Origin of the sequence: Dysgonomonas sp. ZJ279, from assembly GCF_011039205.1 — a bacterium.
Taxonomy (GTDB): domain Bacteria; phylum Bacteroidota; class Bacteroidia; order Bacteroidales; family Dysgonomonadaceae; genus Dysgonomonas.
This window is the reverse complement of sequence record NZ_JAAKEL010000015.1, coordinates 57,620-78,076: the sequence shown is the minus strand read 5'-3', so window position 1 is coordinate 78,076 and position 20,457 is coordinate 57,620. Positions and strand designations below refer to the sequence as shown.

At 39.0% G+C, this 20,457-nt stretch carries 11 protein-coding genes and 1 rRNA gene; 2 read left to right on the top strand and 10 right to left on the bottom strand.

Features of this window, described 5'->3' with window-relative positions:
* From G7Y57_RS13385 to G7Y57_RS13375, 3 genes are all read right to left on the bottom strand, one after another.
* Positions 1–70, bottom strand: a 16S ribosomal RNA gene (locus G7Y57_RS13385); the annotation flags it as partial.
* 413 nt (positions 71–483) lie between these two features.
* Positions 484–867, bottom strand: a complete 384-nt coding sequence (locus tag G7Y57_RS13380) for a DUF3037 domain-containing protein (RefSeq protein WP_165025002.1) — start codon at positions 865–867, stop codon at positions 484–486.
* Positions 845–1,627, bottom strand: coding sequence for a HipA family kinase (locus tag G7Y57_RS13375; RefSeq protein ID WP_165024999.1), 783 nt, complete (start codon positions 1,625–1,627; stop codon positions 845–847). The genes G7Y57_RS13380 and G7Y57_RS13375 overlap by 23 nt, the downstream gene beginning before the upstream one ends.
* Positions 1,628–1,816: 189 nt before the next feature.
* Here G7Y57_RS13375 and G7Y57_RS13370 point away from each other — a divergent pair, with 189 nt between their 5' ends.
* Complete coding sequence (locus G7Y57_RS13370; protein WP_165024997.1) at positions 1,817–3,874, top strand: acetate--CoA ligase family protein; 2,058 nt, start codon at positions 1,817–1,819, stop codon at positions 3,872–3,874.
* A 31-nt stretch (positions 3,875–3,905) separates the two neighbouring features.
* Here the strand turns inward: G7Y57_RS13370 and G7Y57_RS13365 are convergent, their stop codons facing one another.
* The 6 genes from G7Y57_RS13365 to G7Y57_RS13340 all read right to left on the bottom strand — a co-directional run bounded on the left by G7Y57_RS13365 (position 3,906) and on the right by G7Y57_RS13340 (position 14,662).
* Positions 3,906–5,153 carry an FISUMP domain-containing protein gene (locus tag G7Y57_RS13365; protein WP_165024994.1) on the bottom strand — a complete coding sequence of 416 codons (1,248 nt, stop codon included), beginning with the start codon at positions 5,151–5,153 and terminating at the stop codon, positions 3,906–3,908.
* 655 nt (positions 5,154–5,808) lie between these two features.
* Positions 5,809–6,621: a glucosamine-6-phosphate deaminase gene (nagB, locus tag G7Y57_RS13360; protein WP_165024991.1), complete on the bottom strand. Its 813-nt coding sequence runs from the start codon at positions 6,619–6,621 to the stop codon at positions 5,809–5,811.
* Between the two features lie 109 nt (positions 6,622–6,730).
* Entirely contained in the window at positions 6,731–8,713 is a 1,983-nt protein-coding gene (locus tag G7Y57_RS13355) for a glucosamine-6-phosphate deaminase (protein WP_165024988.1), read from the bottom strand.
* 285 nt (positions 8,714–8,998) lie between these two features.
* Positions 8,999–9,826, bottom strand: a complete 828-nt coding sequence (locus G7Y57_RS13350; protein WP_165024985.1) for an ROK family protein — start codon at positions 9,824–9,826, stop codon at positions 8,999–9,001.
* 113 nt (positions 9,827–9,939) lie between these two features.
* Positions 9,940–11,538, bottom strand: coding sequence for a SusD/RagB family nutrient-binding outer membrane lipoprotein (locus G7Y57_RS13345; RefSeq protein WP_165024982.1), 1,599 nt, complete (start codon positions 11,536–11,538; stop codon positions 9,940–9,942).
* Between the two features lie 19 nt (positions 11,539–11,557).
* Positions 11,558–14,662, bottom strand: coding sequence for a SusC/RagA family TonB-linked outer membrane protein (locus G7Y57_RS13340; protein ID WP_165024979.1), 3,105 nt, complete (start codon positions 14,660–14,662; stop codon positions 11,558–11,560).
* A gap of 597 nt (positions 14,663–15,259) precedes the next feature.
* Between G7Y57_RS13340 and recG the strand changes: the two genes are divergently transcribed.
* Positions 15,260–17,356 carry an ATP-dependent DNA helicase RecG gene (recG, locus tag G7Y57_RS13335; protein ID WP_165024963.1) on the top strand — a complete coding sequence of 699 codons (2,097 nt, stop codon included), beginning with the start codon at positions 15,260–15,262 and terminating at the stop codon, positions 17,354–17,356.
* Positions 17,357–18,590: 1,234 nt separating this feature from the next.
* Here recG and G7Y57_RS13330 read toward each other — a convergent pair.
* Entirely contained in the window at positions 18,591–20,456 is a 1,866-nt protein-coding gene (locus G7Y57_RS13330) for a SusD/RagB family nutrient-binding outer membrane lipoprotein (protein ID WP_165024960.1), read from the bottom strand.
* Position 20,457: the final 1 nt, after the last annotated feature.

The following is a 20,457-nucleotide window of genomic DNA, read 5'->3' as shown; positions in this document are numbered from 1 at the left end:
ACCCCTCGACTTGCATGTGTTAGGCCTGTCGCTAGCGTTCATCCTGAGCCAGGATCAAACTCTTCTTTGTATATTGTTTTTCTTATACTTTTGCTTGATCCTGCTCGATCTATTGAATTCTTTTAAAGAATTGATCGGGTAGCTAATTGAACTACGTATTGAACGAATCAATACATAGTTCCCTTGTACTACTTTTTATTGTTTATTGTTATCATTTAGTCAAAGATCGCTTCTTTTTTTATCAACTTCAGGCGCTGCGTTCAGCGGTGAAGCGGGTGCAAAAGTAGAAAACTTTTAATTATACTCCAAATGTTTTATGAACTTATTTTGAAAATAATTGATGGGAAATATCTAAATACCTAGTATGAAAGGTGTTGGGAAACATATTTTTTTGAACAAATTTTGATAAATATTGTTAGACCTCGTTTTATTACTATAAAAAGTAATATTGACGGAAATAGGCAATGAGCAAAAATTACACATTCAAAGCACCAATTCGTTGAAAAGTTTCTCTACTGTCTGATCTAAATCGCATGAAAATCCGGGATGCGGTCGTGATGTTTGTATAGAAGAACTCCTCACAGCCGTAAGCCACCTGAACCTTTCGGGGATATCGAGTGCGGCAATGGCGCCTCCGTCTTTTGCTCCGCAACATATTTTATCGAACGCCTTTAAATAGGAATGAAGTTCTTCCATATCTAAATCATGAGAGAACAAACGAAGCTTATCTTCATCTATCTTATATATGGCTTTTATATATTTGGCTCGTTTGGAAAACAAAATAATACCCACATTAAGAAATTCTTCGCGCTCAACCTTTGGCAAAACACGAATCACTGCGTATTCATATAAGTGTTTCTCTTGCATCTTGAGCTTCTTTTAGAAATATTTCGGAATGATTTAATCTGTCTGTCAGAAATTGCACATAAACATCTCGCAATTCCTGAGGCGTTTCTCCATTATTACCCCAATGCAACCAATCGTCAGGAATCAAATTGACTATTGCCCAGATCTTATCATGAGTTAATAACAATCTGAATTCTTTATCGACCTCAGCCAAGTCTCCTGCTTGCGACAACAAGACATGGTCTTTCACTTGTTTGAATGGACTCAAAGCATACTTCTCCCACCCATCCCATGTATGATGAAAGTATAGGGATGCTCCATGATCTATAAGCCATAATTCTTTATGCCAGATCAGCAGATTAGTATTTCGGGCTGTTCTATCCACATTGGTAAGGTAGGCATCTAACCAAACTATTTGCGATGCCAGCTTGGAATCGACCTTAGTTACTACCGGATCGAAAGTGATGGCACCCGATAAAAAGTGCAATCCCATGTTTAGCCCTCTACTTGCTTGCAACAAATCCTGAATTTCTTCATCGCCCTCTGTACGACCAAATGCTTCATCGAGATTTAGAAAGACTATCTCGGGAAGGCGAAGACCCAATGCCCGGGCAATTTCTCCTCCTATCAATTCTGAGATTAGTGCTTTTGTGCCATGCCCTGCCCCTCTGAATTTCAATACATATTTAAATCCATCGTCTGCATCAGCCAAAGCGGGTAAAGATCCTCCTTCTCGCAGAGGCATTATATATCGTATAACATTTGCTGTCCGTAACATCATAATACATTTATTATATATAGGAGTAAAGATACAATTAGTTTGCAAAATACGATAATTTCTAAAACACCGATATCCTTTATATTAAAATGACAGCATCAAGAACAATCTCAACAAAAATTCTGTTAGATTTAATGACAGAATGTTCAAAAAATTGTATATTCATACCTTATATATCTAAATTACTGAGCCATGATTAATAAAGAACTGATCCAACCCCAAAGCATAGTTGTGGTAGGGGCATCTAATAATATACAGAAACCGGGAGGCAGTGTACTGCACAATCTGATAAACGGAACATTTGATGGTGACTTATATGCCGTAAATGAAAAAGAAGATATAGTACAAGGTGTAAAATCGTACCGCAGTGTCGACCTTATTCCGAATGCCGATCTGGCGGTTATATCGGTTCCGGCAAAAGTATGTTTAGAAATTGTAGACATATTGGCTAATAAGAAAGGTGTAAAAGCATTCATTGTGTTTTCGTCAGGATTCAGCGAAGTATCTGAAGAAGGGCGAGCTATGGAAAAAGAACTTATTGCCATTGCCAATAAAGCGGGAGCAACTTTGATCGGGCCCAACTGTTCGGGGTTTATTAACACGCACCATCAAAGTATATTTACACGCCCTATTCCCAACCTCAACAACATGGGGGTGGATATAATCTCAAGTTCGGGCGGTACAATCACTTATATAATAGAGTCTGCAATGTGCCTCGGGCTGCAATTCAACTCGGCATGGTCGATAGGCAATGCTGCACAGGTAGGAATAGAAGATATACTTGAATATATGGACGATGAGTTTGATCAGAAAACAAGTCCGCGCATAAAATTATTATACTTAGAAAAAATAACCGACCCCGACCGCTTCCTTAAACATTCGGCTTCGCTTATTAATAAAGGCTGTCGCATAGCGGCGATCAAATCGGGAACAAGCAAATCGGGTAGCCGTGCAGCCTCGTCACATACGGGAGCTATTGCCAGTTCGGATTCGGCTGTCGAAGCTTTATTCAGAAAAGCCGGTATTATACGCTGCCATTCGCGTGAAGAATTAGCTAATGTGGGTGCAGTATTGACCATGAAAAATCTGAAAGGACGCAATCTGGCTATTATCACTCAAGCAGGTGGGCCAGCTGTTATACTAACCGATGCTCTATCGAAAGGGAATATCAATGTTCCCGAAATGAACAAAGAGCTAGCGTCGGAACTCAAAAAACATTTATTATCGGGAGCAGCTGTTAGTAACCCGATAGATATTATAGGTACGGGAAGCGGAGAACACATGGGCATAGCGATCGACTTCTGTGAAAAATATTTTAAGGAGATAGATGGTATTGCTGTTATATATGGTAATCCGGGTGTCAGTAATGTAGCCGAAGCATACAGAATACTTGATCAGAAAATCAGGACATGTAAATTGCCTATTTATCCCATACTTCCATCCGTTGTGGCTGCTATTGAAGAAATGGACACTTTTACGAAACAAGGGCATGTAAATTTTACAGATGAGTATGCCCTAGCCAATGCTCTATCGAAAGTAGTGAGCCGTACTCCTCCATCGGTTGGCAAAATAGAAGATATAGGTGTCGATATTCCGCGAATACGTTCGATTATTGATAATGCACCTAGCGGCTATGCCGATTCTCAAACAATCAAGCAGCTATTTGATGCCGCAGGAATACCGCAGGTAGAAGAACTGGTGACGGATAATAAAGAGGAAGCGATTGCTTTTGCTCAAAGAACAGGCTACCCTATTGTTGCTAAATGTGTAGGTCCACTTCACAAGTCGGATGTAGGCGGTGTGGTACTAAACATACAATCGGACGAACATTTGGCTTTCGAATTTGAACGGTTAATGAAAATACCCGAAACTCATTCGGTAATGATACAATCAATGCTTTCGGGACAGGAATTATTTATAGGTGCAAAATACGAAAACACATTCGGGCATATTGTATTATGCGGACTGGGTGGAATCTTTGTAGAAATATTGCAGGATGTAGCTTCGGGACTTGCCCCACTTAGTTTTCACGAAGCCCGATCGATGGTGCGTTCGTTGAGAGCATACAAAATAATAAAGGGAGCACGTGGTCAGAAAGGTATCAACGAGGATCTTTTCGTAGAGATAATCGTTCGCCTATCTGTTCTGCTACGCTTTGCAACCGAAATAAAAGAAATGGATATTAATCCACTTCTTGCCAACGAGAGAGTGGTGGTTGCTGTAGATGCAAGAATACGAATAGAAAAATAGAAGTATTGCTCAATGTGTAAGTGATCAGCTATCAATCCTTTTTGCAACGAACAGAAAATAAGATAAAACTGCTTCCTACACTTCTGGCAACATAAGCCCTGTTATATGTTACATTCCGCTGGAAAGAGGTAGCAGCAGCACGAGCACTACTCGTCCAAAAAAAGGCGGTAACACCATAATTTTGAGCCGTAGCGGAAACATTACCGACAAGCATAGCATCGAATCCTCCCTGAACAGCAGGCAGGCTATGACCTTCCGGATTATTATTAGAATTAACTGACTGGCATATACTTTTCATCACGCCACCATGTCCGATGGTTGTTGTTGATGCCGGACGCATTCCGGTACTGGTTGCAAAAGTATCTTGCCAGGTAAGAGGATTGAAGGTGCTTATCTGTGTCGACGTATAATTGCTATATGTAGTCGGATTGTTATAAAGCTCCTTTTCCAAAACATTCCATTCGCGATCGCTAGGCAAATGCCACCCTGCGGGACAAACACCTTGAACTTTGCCATTCTTAGCGCCTACAGGATTTTCGAGATTAACCTCCACTTCGTTCGCACCGGGAACAGAACCCGCAACCTGCGATTGATCAATGCCACCCGGATTGTAATTATTCGTTGCTGCCCGCCAGCTATAAAGTAACCCTTGACTCTGGCTCCATCCTGCCGGTTGACTACTCCAACCTGCTGCAACATTAGCCGGATAAGCATACATAGATTTTACTGCCGGACTGGTTGTACTGCCATCATAGAGTTCAATCGGAGTATTGTCGGCATATTTTTTTACTGCAAGATTCTCAATCATCCAAGTTCCTGCACTACCGAAAGTACGTGCTTTAAAATTCTTGCCTTCCTGATCTTTGAATATCTGCACCTCGGCAGATAAGGCACTCCCCAATATGTCCCAACCTGCCCCATTCCAAACATATATTCCTTTAACAATCGGTGTAGCAGCACAAAAATCCTCATTGATATTGTAGACTATAAGACCAACATGGTTTTCCTTATCTGTCTGGCTTGGTGTATTCGCGCCTCCTGTATAAGAATACATTGGCTTTAATTCGGTTAATGAAGTTAATGAAACACGTGGCATACCCAAGCCCCGTTCGGCAGTAGCCGGATCGGTGATGGCATTGGTAGGCTGATGCTCTTTCAAATCGAGTAAAGAACCTTTATTGGGCTCTATTCCTGAGCCAATAGTTATCTGAGCATGTATATAGAAAGATGATGCCAAGAATATTTGTAGTAAAACACTTGTTAAAAAGCTCTTTTTCATAAGAGTAAAATAATTAATTGTGAAACGGAACATCCCTGCTTCATTTGCCAGGGTCTATTCTATATGTGGGAAGAACGAATTTCAAGTAGTTTCTTATACGACAAAAAGACAACATCAGGTTATGGCGGCAAAAGCCTTTAATTGCATGGTTGTTTTATAAAATCTTTACGCTCTCTGTCAAATCAGTAGCTAAAGTAATATTTTTTTTGCTTAGAAAGAACATATCAGAACAAAAGTGTCTTAACGTGAAAGATGATGATCAATTTATTGAGTAACTTTTATACAATAAGATGTCTATTGCAACCTATTGTATTACTTAATTCTAATGCAAGTTCGATATAAGAAAAGAAACAATAACTAAAAAAATTCCCGAAGTACTTGTCATCCCGATACGTAGTGAGGGATCTGTTATCCTATAACAAAGAGAAGTCGAGATCCCTCACTACGTATCGGGATGACAGGGAGTCCCTCTAAGGAGTAGCTTTGTACACCCTTTGACTCTTTCTCTTTGAGTAGATGAAAGATAGATACCGGCTCATAACTCATCGTTTATATTGGTGTTTATATCAAAACAACATTATTTAAAATAAAAAAGAGGAAGCGTCCATCATGGAAGCTCCCTCTCCTCATTATAATAATTTAAAACAGTTCTTCCTTATTTAAGCAGACTTGTAGGATCAAGGTGTGCAGCTTCTATATCCTTAAAATAATTATATGTGCCTACTTTCAATTCGTATGTTGAGATATCATCGCATACAATTATTCCTTTAGGGTGTAATTGCAGTGCAGTAATTGTCCACATCTGATTGATAGAACCTTCGACAGCCTGTGCCAAAGCACGAGCTTTATTATGTCCGTTCACCATAATCAATACTTCTTTTGCATCAAGAATTGTACCGACACCTACTGTTACAGATGTTTTAGGTACTTTATTAATATCGTTATCGAAAAATCTCGAGTTAGCGATAATTGTATCCTGAGTTAATGTTTTGATACGTGTACGTGACGAAAGGGATGACCCCGGTTCGTTGAAGGCAATATGTCCATCAGGACCTATACCACCCAAAAACAGATCGACACCTCCGATAGCTTCCATTTTAGCTTCGTAAGCTGCACATTCGGCATTCAGATCGGAAGCCGTACCGTTAAGGATATTTACATTAGCCGGATCGATATCGATATAGCTAAAGAAATGATCCCACATGAAAGTATGATAGCTTTGAGGATGGTCTTTCGCCAAACCTACATACTCATCCATATTGAATGTTACTACATGCTTAAACGACACACGTTTTTCCTGATAATGCTTTATCAATCCTCTATACATCCCCATTGGCGACGAACCTGTAGGCAAACCCAGTACAAACGGCTTTTCGGCTGTAGGTTTTGCTGCATTTATCTTTGCAACTACATAATTTGCTGCCCATTGAGACAAAGAATCGTAATCGGGTTGAATAATTAATCTCATGATTTTCTATTATTTTATTTAAGGTCACAGACCAATTTACTATTTTGCCGGCTATAAACCAGTAATGTTATAGCCAGCAAATATAGCTTTAAATATTATTTTCCTGCACTTAAATTGGCTTATATTGTACAAAGGCTTCGATGGCCTCGTACGATGCTAAGCCCAAACTTCTATATAATTCGGCAGTTGCACGGTTTCTGTCTTCGGAACGTTGCCAGAACAAGCGTTCGTCATTACCAAGGAATGGTGCGCTTTCCATTTGCGATTGATGTTTCAAGATAGCATTACGCTTAGAACGCAATTCCTCCGGAGAGATAGGCACAGCCATTTCGATATGGTCTATTTCCCACTCTGCCCATGCACCACGGTACATCCAGATACGGCAATGCTTCAACCACTCTTCATTTTTCATTTCATCTATCGCTGCCAAGATTGCATCCAGACATACTTTATGGGTTCCATGAGGGTCGGCAAGGTCGCCGGCCACAAATATTTCATCGGGCTGAACTTCCTTCAGGTATTTCTTAACGATCTCGACATCTGCTTCCGAAATCGGATTTTTCTTAACTCGTCCTGTTTCATAGAATGGCAAATCGAGGAATCTGACATTTTTAGTGTCCATCCCTACATAACGGCAAGCTGTTGTTGCTTCCTGACGGCGGATATGACCTTTCAGGAACATAATATCGGGAGTATCTACATCTCCTTCTTTTTTGTCATGCAATAGATATTGAAGAATATCTGCATATTTTTTCTTGAAAGCTTCGTTAGACGGATCGTATTTCGCTCTTACATCTTCCAATAAAGATACGTAACGAATTACTTCTTCGTCGCCCACTGCAATATTTCCTGATGTCTGATAAGCTACATGTACGTTATGTTTCTGATCTACCAAACGTTTGAATGTTCCTCCCATCGAGATTACATCATCATCGGGATGCGGGCTGAAAATAACTACATTTTTAGGATATGGTTTGGCACGCTCCGGACGATTAGTGTCGTCGGCATCGGGTTTACCTCCCGGCCATCCTGTGATTGTATGTTGAAGATCGTTGAAGATCTTAATATTTACGTTGTATGCCGAACCGTAAAGAGCTAATAACTCTTCGAGTCCGTTATTTTGATAATCTTTATTCGTTAGTTTCAAGATTGGCTTGTTCACTCTGAAACATAACCAAACGATTGCTCTACGAATAAGTTTGCTATTCCACTCACAGCTTGTTACCAACCAAGGATGATTGATACGCGTCAAGTCGAAACCTGCATTCAGATCTGTATATACACGTGCATTGGGGTGAGCTTGCAGACACGAAGCAGGAATGGCATCAGAAAGAGCACCTTCTACTACATCTTTTACACTATTGGCTTTGTCTTCGCCCCATGCTATCAATGCGATCTCTTTTGCTTTCATTATGGTAGATATACCCATAGTTACTGCACTTACAGGAACTTTGTCGAGCGATCCGAATGTATTAACAGCTTCTTTGCGTGACTGTATATCTAACAGAATAAGGCGTGTATGAGAATTTAAACTAGATCCTGCGATATTGATACCAATATTACCTGCACGACCAAGCCCCAACAGCATATAATCGATACCTCCTACGCTTTGTATTTTCAATTCATAATCGCGGCAGTAGTTCAATATTTCCGCTTTAGAAATAGAACCATCAGGCGAATAGATATTTTTAGGGTCTACGTCTACAAAATCGAGAAACGACTCTTTCAATAATTTTAAATTACTATTAGCTTGTGCTTGTAATGGATAGAATTCATAAAGATTGAACACAATCACATTTTTGAAACTCAAGCCTTCTTCTTTGTGTATACGAACAAGTTCCTGATAGATAGTCAGTGGAGATTGTCCTCCGGGCAAAGCTAGTACAAACGTTGCATTTTCCGCTTGTTTCGCTTTAATTCTGGCTGCAATATCTTTAGCTATTTGCAATGAAGCATCTACCGATGATTCGTAAATCAGAGTAGGAACCTTTTCGTAACGAGTTAATGCTGACAACTCGAATTCATTCTCCGGACTGTAATAGCGCTGAGGCACCCTGTCCAGTACGATTTGTGAACTTAGATCTAATCTCATTTTTATATTTTTTATAATGTATTATTTTGAATTTCAAATATAGCAATTATATGGCACAATAAGCTATATTTTAAATAGTTTTACTAATCAATTTAATCTATCGTTCATCTGTTTTCCGAATACGTTTTTCAGGAAAAAGCATCTCAACCTCAGAAGTTAATGATCAAACATTTTACAAAAAACTTCCACCCGAATAGCTATTACACATAGGCTATTCAGATAAAATATCCGACAGAAAAGTTAAGTAATTTAGTCAGTCTACCCTTACTTTCCGGCAATTTATTATCAATGTACAAGTGCCGAAGCACCCAGCAGATTGATATCTTCTTTTTGTGAAAGAACTATTTTTAATCGTTTGACGGTTTCGGGGTATGGGAACTTCGCGATAGTCTCATACATTTTCCCCGAGAACAGATTGAAGGATTTAGCAATACCTCCTCCAATTATGATAGCCTGAGGGTCGTAAGTAAATAGAACAACATTCATCAGATTACCAATATGCTCACCAAACTCATCCCATAAAGCTAATGCTTGTTCATCGCCTTGCATCGCTCTATCGAAAGCCTCTTTTCCCGTTATACCATGCACTTTGCTAAAGAAATGGCTGCTACAATAATACTCGTAGTCGTGTTGCAGATAAGGCAAGCTGCCTATTTCACCTGCTCCGGTATTACTACCACCATAGAGTTCATCATTTATTATAATACCTGCCCCGACTCCTGTACCTATTGCCACGCAAACAATATTATGGAAGGTGGTCCCTTCACCGAAGTAGCGCTCTCCGAAAGCAAAGCAGTTGCAATCGTTATTAACTACAACAGGAATTTTAAATTCCTTCTCAAGTATTTCTTTCAAATGTACTTCTTTCCATGATGGAATATTAGCAGCATTGTATACAATTCCTCTTTCGGCATCTACAACAGACGGAACACCGACACCAATACCTCTTATGTTACTATTCATCACCCTGCGCACCAACGATTTTATATGTTCTACCGTTTCTTCTTCCGACTTATCGGCTTTGCATGATTCTGAAATCTTCATCAGTATTCGTCCGTCACTGACTACTCCTACTCTAACATTTGTTCCTCCGAGATCAATTCCTATTCTCATATTTTATTTTCATAAATGTAATTATCACATTAAAGAAGCAAATATAAACATAAATAATAAAGGTGCAAGGTGTTACAACCCTGCACCTTCATCAACATCTATGAAATTATCGCTTAATTAGAAGTAACATAATTACTTCTTTTCGAAGCCCACCATAATGGAGATGATGTTTTATCACCGTCTCTCAATTGTGCCACACCACCATTATATTTCGACTCATTTATCTGTTTTTCACTTTGTGGATAAACCGTGCGCGAAATATAATTATCCGGATTTTTTATATTACCGTCCAAAGGATAAATACCAGCTCCCGAATCTCTGTATTCAGGAATAACCATCGCAGGTATATTCAATCGGCGTTTGTCGTTCCATACCTGAAGCGACAAGTCGGGATAGAAGGCTATATATCTTTGTGTCACTATTTTTTCGAGCTTTGTATTACCTGCCCCTGTTGCATCATCGTATTTAGCAGATGTACCCCAAAGATTCTTTTCACTAGAGGCAATATATGCATCTACATCTGCAGACACTCCCCAATTTGCGAAAGAAGCCTTGATACCTTCTTCGTACCATTGTTTTGCTGTTTTAGGAGAAACAATTGCAAATCGCTCTACAGCCTCTGCCATTAAGAAACATGCTTCCGTATAGAGCATTATGTCTGTTTTACGGGTATCATTCGGGATAACCCATATTGTACTCATTGCAGCACTTTTCGATCGAAGATCACCCGGTTCGGTGCGCATGCCCGGAGGTATGCCCACCCATGCATTTCCTACAGGACTAGGGTCGAACATTCGCGAGCCACGAGGATCTACTTTAGCCGGAGCAACTGTAGCAGTACCTGAATAGTCCAAACCACCGATGCCGGTCAAAGCCTTTTCCATCGATGCCACTAACATTTGTCTATCAGTCCATGCCACCTGATACATATAATAAGGATATTGATTACCCCAACCCGATGTTCCGGCAATACGGGCATCGTCTCCCGATTGCATAATTCCTTCGGGTGCATCAAAAGCCTTTTGGGCTTGCTCTTTACACAGCGTCGGATTTATTTCAGACATTTTAATAGCCAGCCTCAATCGTAATGTATTGGCAAAACGTTTCCACTGAGTCATACGTCCGCTATAAATCGGATCCTCCTTCGTTAAGAAAGGTTTAGTCGCATCAAAATCATTTACAGCCTCATCTAATTCTTTAAAGAAGATGGCATATTGATCTTCCAATTTCATATATTCAGGATCTGTATCTTCTGATGATTGTGGAAATGGTGCAGGTCCAAAATAATCTGTAAACATAGATTGGATATAAATACGCCAGATACGAGCTAATGCTTTTGAATTTTCACGATTTTCATACAGCTCGGCATCCCTGAGTATCCCATTTAAAATGGATATCTGGTTATTGTAGTGATTTTTCCAATATAAAGATTGCCAGCCATCATCCATACTCCATATAGCCGATGTTGCAGTACCTCCGGTATATTGAACAAATACATCGATACCCAAAGCTTTTACTCGCTGATGAGCATCAGCCCCTTCGTAGGTAGCACCCTTTCTAAGACTGGCACCCAGATCGAGCATAGAAAAGTCATATTGATCTTCTGTCAATCCATTTGGATTGGTATTTATAGCATCAAAACCATCGGTACACCCAGATCCGAATAGGCCTACTCCCAACAGGAGTGATAATATTATTTTTTTTGTTTTCATTTCTGTTACTTTTTAAATATTAGAATGTAATATTGACATTAAATCCAAGGCTGCGGAGCGTCGGCATCGAACCATACTCGAAGCCCTGAGCATTTCCTGTAGAGAAACCTCCTTCGGGATCAAAACCTTTAGTTTTGCTATGTATCATCCATATATTCCGACCAACAAAGCTGAATTTAGCTCCCTGAATAAAGGTGTTCGAAAGCAGCTTACGTGGCAATGAATAACCCACAATAATCTCTCTAAGTCTAACATTAGTAGCATCGTATATCCAAGGTTCAGAACCTGATCCTAATGCACGCCAATATTTTTCGGCTGTAGTAGTTACTGTATTGGCAGCTCCGCTGGCATTAACACCCGGAACAACCATCGATTCGCGCCCGTCGGCAGTCGAAGCCAATGTTCCGGCCATCGAACCCGATCTCATCGAACCCATAAATACTTCACCACCATATCTCATATCAATCAAGAATGACAGTTCGATTCCTTTATAATGGAATGCATTATTAATACCACCCATCCAATCTGGATTTCCATTACCTAGTTTTTTATAATCAGAATCGAATGTAGGTAATCCATCGGCACCAATAAGGATTTCACCCTGATCGTTTCTTGTATAAGATTTTCCAAATATGTCTCCATACGAACCGCCTGCCTCTGCTACTATCTGGATCATACCCGAGTAAGAAGCATCGCTAAGTATCTGTCTTTCTATACCATCAGCCAATTCAAGAATTTTATTTTTATTCTTCGAGAAGTTAATTGTCACATCCCATGTGAAATCCTTCGTCAAAACAGGCGTTCCTGTCAATAATAGTTCAATACCGCGGTTTCTCACATTCCCTGCATTCACATATCTGTAAGAAAATCCGGTAGAAGAAGGTGTGTTCATTTTCAATATCTGGTCTTTTGCCTCTTTGTTGTAATAAGCAAAATCTAATCCTAAGCGATTATTGAACGCTTTCAACTCCAATCCTAACTCATAAGATTCGATAGTTTCATTTTTCAAATCGTATAATGCTTTTGTATCACTTTTGTTCGGAGTTAGGATAGTTGTAATTTGCCCATCCGATACATCTCTCTTTGTATGGAGCGTTCTGTAATTAAACAATTGATACGGCGAAGTATCATTACCTACTTGTGCCCACGACAAACGAACCTTACCATAATTCAATACCGAACTTTTTACATCCCATCTGTTTAGTGATTCTGTAAATATCCAGCTACCCCCTACCGATGGATAGAAATACGAGCGATTATTACTATTTAATGTAGAAGACCAGTCGTTACGAGCAGTCAAATCAAGATATAACATATTATCGAATGCAAAAGACGCAGTACCATATAATGAGTTGATTTGTTTACGAGAGACATCCGTTCTAACATCTTTGTCCAAACCATTCGATATATTGAAAAAGTTGGGAACATAAAGACCATTTGCCTGCGTCCATAAATTATCGGTACGTGCATACATAATATTGCCACCGGCTGTAGCCACAAGACCGACTTTATCAGAGAGTGATTTATTTAATGTAATCAAGAAATCTGTATTCACCTCATAGCCTGTATCTTTATTCATAATATATTCACCAGATGTTTCCCAATAAGGGGTCTTGGTAGCTTGACGCATTTCGTATTGACTAGCATTATAATCCATACCATAACGCCCTTGAATATTTAACCAATCTGTAAATTCATACTTTAATGAACCAAAACCGAGAAAACGATCTTTTCTATCATTATTCGTATTTCTATAAGCAGCCCAATAAGGGTTTCTTATAAGCCCACCGTACTGATCAGTCCATGCCACCGGCTGTCCCGATAAATCTGCACCCGTAGCTGTACTTTTTGTTCCTACCGGATAAGCATAATCAGGATAACGACTCAAATCGCTATAATGAACAGAACGAGGCATCATTAAATAATTATTGAAAATATTATCGGGGTCACCACCCAGTTTAATCCGGTTGTCTGTTCTTTGGTTTACATAAGTAATCTTAGTATCCATTGACAACTTATCCGAAAGCTTAGCTGTACCACGCACTGTAAAAGATGTTCTTCCAAAATTGCTATTAGGTACAACCCCTTTATTAGATAGGTGCATCAACCCTACACGTAGCGTACTCTTATCTGTGGCACTAGTCAGGTCGACACTGTTTGTAAAAGTAGTACCGGTACGTAAGAAATCTCTAAGATTATTATCTTCAGGAGAATATACAATATTATGACCTACGTGGTCTACAAATTTCTGACCTGTCATTTTCTCACCCCAGCTACCTGTCGAGTTCACTATGTATTGATTACCTGCCCCTTGTCCATATACATTTTGATATTCAGGAAGTTGCATAGGCGAATCGAATGTTAAGTTTGAATTGATCGAAACACCCAAACCTTTCTTTCCTGCACCTGTCTTGGTTGTTATCATAATTACACCATTACCTGCACGCGATCCATAAAGTGCCGCTGCCGCTGGTCCTTTCAAAACAGACATAGATTCGATATCGTCAGGAGAAATATCGGCCATACCGGAACCTCTATCTACAGCTCTGTTACCCCAATAGTCATCAGATCCACCGGTAGAACTATCAATAGGCACACCATCTACAACAACTAAGGGTTGGTTATTACCACCAATAGAGTTATTACCACGCAAAACGATTCTACTAGACCCTGCAGGACCTGTACCCGCTTGCTTAACTTGTAATCCGGCAACTCGACCTGTAAGTCCGTTGGCTATATTAGCTTCACGAGCTTCTGTCAGCTGATCACCTTTGATTTCCTGCAAAGCATAACCTAGTGATTTCCTATCACGTTTGATACCTAAAGCCGTTACAACCACTTCGTCTAACGCTCTGGAATCTTCGTTCAATTTAATATTGAGTGATGTTTTCCCACCCACTTGTACTTCTTGCGTTGTAAAGCCAACATACGTTATTACTAACGTCGCATTACCCGGAACTGACAATGAATAATCTCCATCCATCCCTGTCATTGTTCCATTTGTAGTTCCTTTTTGTGTCACACTAGCGCCAATAAGTGCTTCCCCCGTATTATCAGTAACTATCCCTTTTACTGTAATTCTTTCGGTTTGAGCACTTAATAACGAGCATGCAAAGAGCGCCATAAATAACATACTTATGCGCAGTGAAAATCGCCCCAGACTCTGTCTGTTTGATCTCCGATTTTTGTGTTGTCCCTCATGTTTCATACTTTGAGATTTTGATTGATGATAATTTAATACTTAACAATTTACCTTAACAAATACACTACTTTCACCTGACTTAGTAGCTGCTATACGACAACTACTTAATATATAATAACACTACTATTTTTCATTAAAAAACTTAACAGAATATTTTCGATGCAGTAACTTATGTTAAGTTTTTTTTACAATTTTATATCGGCAAATATAGATGTCTATAATACACAAAACAAGAGAATTGAGACATAATTAAAATTACTTAAAAAGTCAAATTTGTTAATTTAACATTTGGTTTTATATATTTAAATAATTTAATAATCAACACTTTAAGTGATCACACAAAGGGTATAAAAGCACACAAAACAGTCAATACACACAGCTTAACATGTTGCTAAACATCTTTTTAAAATATTTTCATATTGTACATACAAAGTGGTGCCAACAAGATAGAAAACATAGGCGGAATACAGTATATACGAGAATAATATATAACTTTGCTATAAATGAAGTTAAAGTAAAATGGCAGACTACGGACAGACAGATATAAAATACCTGGCAGGTGTAGGACCGAAGAAAGCAGAAATCCTAAATAAGGAAGTTGATGTTTTTTCGGTGGAAGACTTGTTATATTATTTTCCGTATAAATATATAGACCGCAGCCGAATATTCTTCATCCATGAGATTGATGGAAATATGCCATACATACAACTGAAAGGGCGCATTACAGAATTCGAAACAATTGGCGAAGGGCGCAACAAAAGACTTGTCGGCCGGTTTACGGATGGTACAGGATATATAGACCTAGTTTGGTTTCAAGGAGGCCGGTTTATTACCGACAAGTACAAAATAAATATGCCATACATCGTCTTTGGCAAGCCAACCCTCTTCGGACAGAAGTTTAACATAGCACATCCCGACATTGATCCTTATATCGATGAAAAGGCACGACAAATGGGACTGATGCCTTATTACAATACGACAGAAACGATGAAGAGGCATTACCTGAATTCGAAAGCAATTCAAAAAATAGTTGCCTCTGCATTTTCTGCCTCTGTAAACCATATTACTGAAACTTTACCCGAGAAGGTAATACAGGAGGCTCGCCTCATGGACTTGAAATCGGCAATCAGAAATGTACACTTTCCCGAAACAGTCGTACTCTTGAGGGATGCTCAGCTACGATTAAAGTTTGAAGAGCTATTTTACATACAACTCAATATTCTAAAATACACATCGGAACGCAAGGCTAAACTGAAAGGATTTGTATTTACAAAAGTGGGCGATTATTTAAATTCTTTTTACGAAAACAATCTACCATTCGAACTTACCGGTGCTCAAAAGCGTATTATAAAAGAAATCCGCCAGGATATGGCAACAGGCGAACAAATGAACCGACTTTTGCAAGGTGATGTGGGTAGCGGTAAAACTTTGGTTGCACTTATGCTCATGCTCATAGCTATCGACAATGGGTTTCAAGCCTGCATAATGGCACCTACTGAAATACTAGCCACACAACATTACAACACCATAATGGAGTTTTTGGATGGATTGGATGTAAGTGTAGAACTACTGACAGGATCTACAAAGAAGAAAGATCGTGAAAGAATACATAGCAACTTATTGACTAATGATCTTAAAATATTGATCGGAACTCATGCTCTAATAGAAGACACTGTGCAATTTGCTAATCTCGGATTAGTAGTTATTGACGAGCAACATCGATTTGGTGTTGCCCAACGTGCAAAATTATGGTCTAAGAATATCAATCCGCCACACATGCTGGTGATGACAGCAACCCCTATTCCACGTACATTGGCTATGACTGTCTATGGGGATCTTGATGTTTCGGTAATTGACGAATTACCACCGGGTAGAAAACCCATACACACGATCCATCAGTATGATAAGAAAAGAGGCGCATTATATCAATCTATGCGCAAACAACTGGAAGAGGGCAGACAAATCTACATCGTATATCCACTAATAGAAGAAAGTGAAAAATTAGACTTGAAGAACTTAGAGGAGGGCTATGAACATATTTGTGAAGTTTTCCCCGAATATACTGTCTGCAAAGTACACGGAAAATTAAAACCGAAAGATAAAGAAGCCGAGATGCAGCGATTCGTCAGAAATGAAGCTCAAATTATGGTGGCGACAACTGTTATAGAAGTAGGTGTAAATGTACCTAATGCTTCAGTAATGGTTATCGAGTCGGCACAACGCTTCGGACTTTCGCAACTGCATCAGTTACGAGGACGTGTGGGACGTGGAGCCGACCAATCTTATTGCATATTGGTTACTCCATACGAACTTTCGGCTGAAACCCGAAAGCGTATAGATATAATGGTCGAAAGTAATGACGGATTCGAAATAGCCGAAGCCGATCTAAAACTCAGAGGCCCCGGCGATCTTGAAGGAACTCAGCAAAGTGGTATTCCATTCAACTTGCGGATAGCAAATCTCGTAAAAGATTCTGAGATATTGAAATATGCCCGTGAGGTTGCACAAAATGTTTTAGATGACGATCCCCAACTCGAAAAACCTGACAATCTAATTCTGCGTCGACAATTAAAAAAATTGGGTGGCAACAGATATAATTGGGGATTGATAAGTTAATACAGCAACACTTCCCGAAGTTGAACAAGCTTTTCCCTTCTCTGATATCCTTCCTACATTAGCAGATAATACCTTCTGTAAAGTTATAGAACGATAAAAAAAATGAATAGGATCACCCTGTTCATTTTCCGATAAAGTTAACAGATATCACGAGCTCTCATATCAGCAACTTTTATGCATCCCTCAAAAGTTAAGACACACAACAAAGTTAAACAGTTCCAGATATATAGAGGACAAATAAAAATTAAGCAAAAAGCATCTGTAATTTTGCCAAACCAAAATAAATAGCTAAATTCGCTGCTGTTAAAAATGCTATTCAAACACAATTTAATGACAAATTCTACTCTAAATATAATTGATTTTAACTCCTTTTTTTCTCCTGAAAATTTGGCAGTTAACTCTATTTTATTAGAGAGAGAGAGAGAGAGAGAGAGAGAGAGAGAGAGAGAGAGAGAAAACACACTTATACACTCCGCACTGCACGCGTATTATAGCCAAAAGATTTAATAAAAACAATTTATCGAAGATCCTAAAATATATGAGGATCTATTATGCACATAGGTACATACCGCCGTATCTATTGCTCTTAATCAGATCAATTTCACTAAATTATATAAGTGTAGTTTATAAAGACCTATCAACCGATTTATTATTGATCGGTTGCAAAAGATAACACCTCCGAACCCTTGGTTGTATAGTATTTCTTACTTGCTCAACCTTGATTTTCAGAGATGTTAGTTATTATATTAAAAAACACTTGGAAAAAGCTGCCTGTGAAGGTGGCTTTTTCACTTTCAAGTAAATCACATAAATACTGACTAGATTAACAACAATGTAGTACATTTCTCGAAAACATAACCGAGGCATATGTCTCCAAGAAATACGATATTCTTGTAACTAAATCATGATTCATTGATTTCTTTTAGAGAGTATATATTAAAAAACGGTTACAAATATAAACGTTTTTAAGTACAGAAACAATTATTTTTAAAAATAAAAAAAGCCACCTTCACAGGCAGCTTTTTCAGAAGTGTTCTTAATATGAACTAATCAATCAACATCCCAAAAAATCTTTGTTGTACGTGTATCTTTACTTTGTACAGCACTATAATTTGGAATTGATTTTCTCTCTAATAGAGGGTGTATTAGATATTTGAACACACCCTTTTTCAGTACATTTTCTCTGAATCAATACCCGAGAGTTTATTTCTCTTTTAACAAACCCTAAGTATTATTATTTCGGACCTTGTCCCCATTGTGGAGCATCCTTATCTTGCCATACACGTTCCGAGTTCAGAATAGTTCCAGAACCCACAGTGAATCCTTGCTCCTTATATGAATTTACCAGCACATTGTACATTAAATCTGTAGGAGCTGGTTGATTCAATGCCATACGACGAGGGATAGAAGATGTCGGAACCTGAGAGTAATCGGCACGCGGAAATATGCTTGAGCCAATTTTAGGCACACCCGAACGACGAGCTGTAGCATACTGATCAATAGGTTGCATTGAAAAATGCATTACTTGCTGTATATATACTTTTTCCAAATCAGATGCTTTGTCTCCCGTTAACTTATAACTTGGATTTGACATCATTGTTTCGATTTCGCCATCAACTAAATCAATGCTCTTTTCGAAAGGATCATAGTTATTATAAGTCGCTCCGTAATATGGAATTTTATTTTCTTTAGCTAATCTATTATATTCTTTTACAGAAGCTGCAATAGCTTTATTATAATACGAGGAAGCACCTTCGGGCAGATTGGCACCTAGCAATGAGAATTCTGCCAAATACAAATTCACTTCGGCTGTAGTCATATACATACCCCACCAAGGGGTATCCTCAATATCCTGAATGGCAGCATCACCCGGAATGGTCGGATATGTAAAGTTAATACGACCATAGATCATCTCATCCTGAAACATTGAATATGGACGATAGGTATAGTTTGCATCATATTTACATTTTACATCATAATTGAACCAATCGCCATATATACCAGCCTGTTGTCCAGCATCGAATGCCAATGGAAGCCCATAATAACGAACCCAAGGTTCACCGGCACCTTTCCATCCTTTAAACTTATAAATGCCGCCAGTTCCTACTTCATAATCCACGTTATCCATAATGTATTTAGGAACATCATTCTCACGTTTGGCATCAAAGAATAACTGAACTACTTTAGCGTTCCATGTATTTTTCTTGAAAATAAAGCGTACGCGTGGGTCACGATTATTCACCATAAAGTCAATCATAGTCTGGGATCCGCCAACAGAAGTCAAAACTCCATTTTCCCAGTGATAAGCATAATCATTGCTAGATGTACTGCTCGTAGCTTTATTGAATAGAAAATCTTCGGCTTCGCTACTAATCACCCCACAAGAAGCCGTAGCTACCTCACGAGCAACCTCCAATGCTTTCACGCGATTTTGGCTAATCATGCGAGCAGCAATTTTCAGTTTCAAAGAGTTTGCCAATTTAGCCCAACTTTCAGTCTTACCCCTGTATACCGGATCTTGAGCACTCAAGAATACCTGATCGGTAGCCGTCGTCAGCACCCGAATATCTTCATCTAAACTAGTTAACCAAAGGTTATATAAATCTTCGACCTGATCATATTTAGGAGTCAACGTTCCTCCGTGAGCAGCCTGTGCTGCTTCTGTATAAGGTATATTTCCGATAAAGTCGGAGTCAAAAATTCCCATATATACACATAATACATCCATTGCTGCTGCATATTTAGCATACTGAGCACTCTCTTCCTCTGCCATAGTAGACCGAACATATTTGAGCTCGTTTGCATATTTCAACACATCGATTGCCTTGAAATTTTGCGATGGAGCTCCATCTGCAATAGTCGAAGACGCTCCACCGGTAGATACGCCTGTTTGTACCCACTGAAAAATAGAGGATGCATTATAGAACCAATAAGTATAGCCCTGCGGCTCAAATTCGAGAATGGACTGCGCAAACAGGAAAGAAGGGTCACCTTTTGTTACTGCTGAAGGGTCTGTATTCACGTCTGCAAAGTCGTCATTGCAACTTATTGTGAATAAAGAGACCACAACTAGCGTTAAAGTAATTATATATTTTTTCATA

Coding starts and splice junctions, on each gene's coding strand:
- G7Y57_RS13370 (WP_165024997.1), top strand. CDS start 1,817: ATGATTAATAAAGAACTGATCCAACCCCAAAGCATAGTTGTGGTAGGG.
- G7Y57_RS13340 (WP_165024979.1), bottom strand. CDS start 14,662: ATGGCGCTCTTTGCATGCTCGTTATTAAGTGCTCAAACCGAAAGAATT.
- G7Y57_RS13330 (WP_165024960.1), bottom strand. CDS start 20,456: ATGAAAAAATATATAATTACTTTAACGCTAGTTGTGGTCTCTTTATTC.
- recG (WP_165024963.1), top strand. CDS start 15,260: ATGGCAGACTACGGACAGACAGATATAAAATACCTGGCAGGTGTAGGA.
- G7Y57_RS13355 (WP_165024988.1), bottom strand. CDS start 8,713: ATGAGATTAGATCTAAGTTCACAAATCGTACTGGACAGGGTGCCTCAG.
- nagB (WP_165024991.1), bottom strand. CDS start 6,621: ATGAGATTAATTATTCAACCCGATTACGATTCTTTGTCTCAATGGGCA.
- G7Y57_RS13345 (WP_165024982.1), bottom strand. CDS start 11,538: ATGAAAACAAAAAAAATAATATTATCACTCCTGTTGGGAGTAGGCCTA.
- G7Y57_RS13380 (WP_165025002.1), bottom strand. CDS start 867: ATGCAAGAGAAACACTTATATGAATACGCAGTGATTCGTGTTTTGCCA.
- G7Y57_RS13375 (WP_165024999.1), bottom strand. CDS start 1,627: ATGATGTTACGGACAGCAAATGTTATACGATATATAATGCCTCTGCGA.
- G7Y57_RS13365 (WP_165024994.1), bottom strand. CDS start 5,153: ATGAAAAAGAGCTTTTTAACAAGTGTTTTACTACAAATATTCTTGGCA.
- G7Y57_RS13350 (WP_165024985.1), bottom strand. CDS start 9,826: ATGAGAATAGGAATTGATCTCGGAGGAACAAATGTTAGAGTAGGAGTA.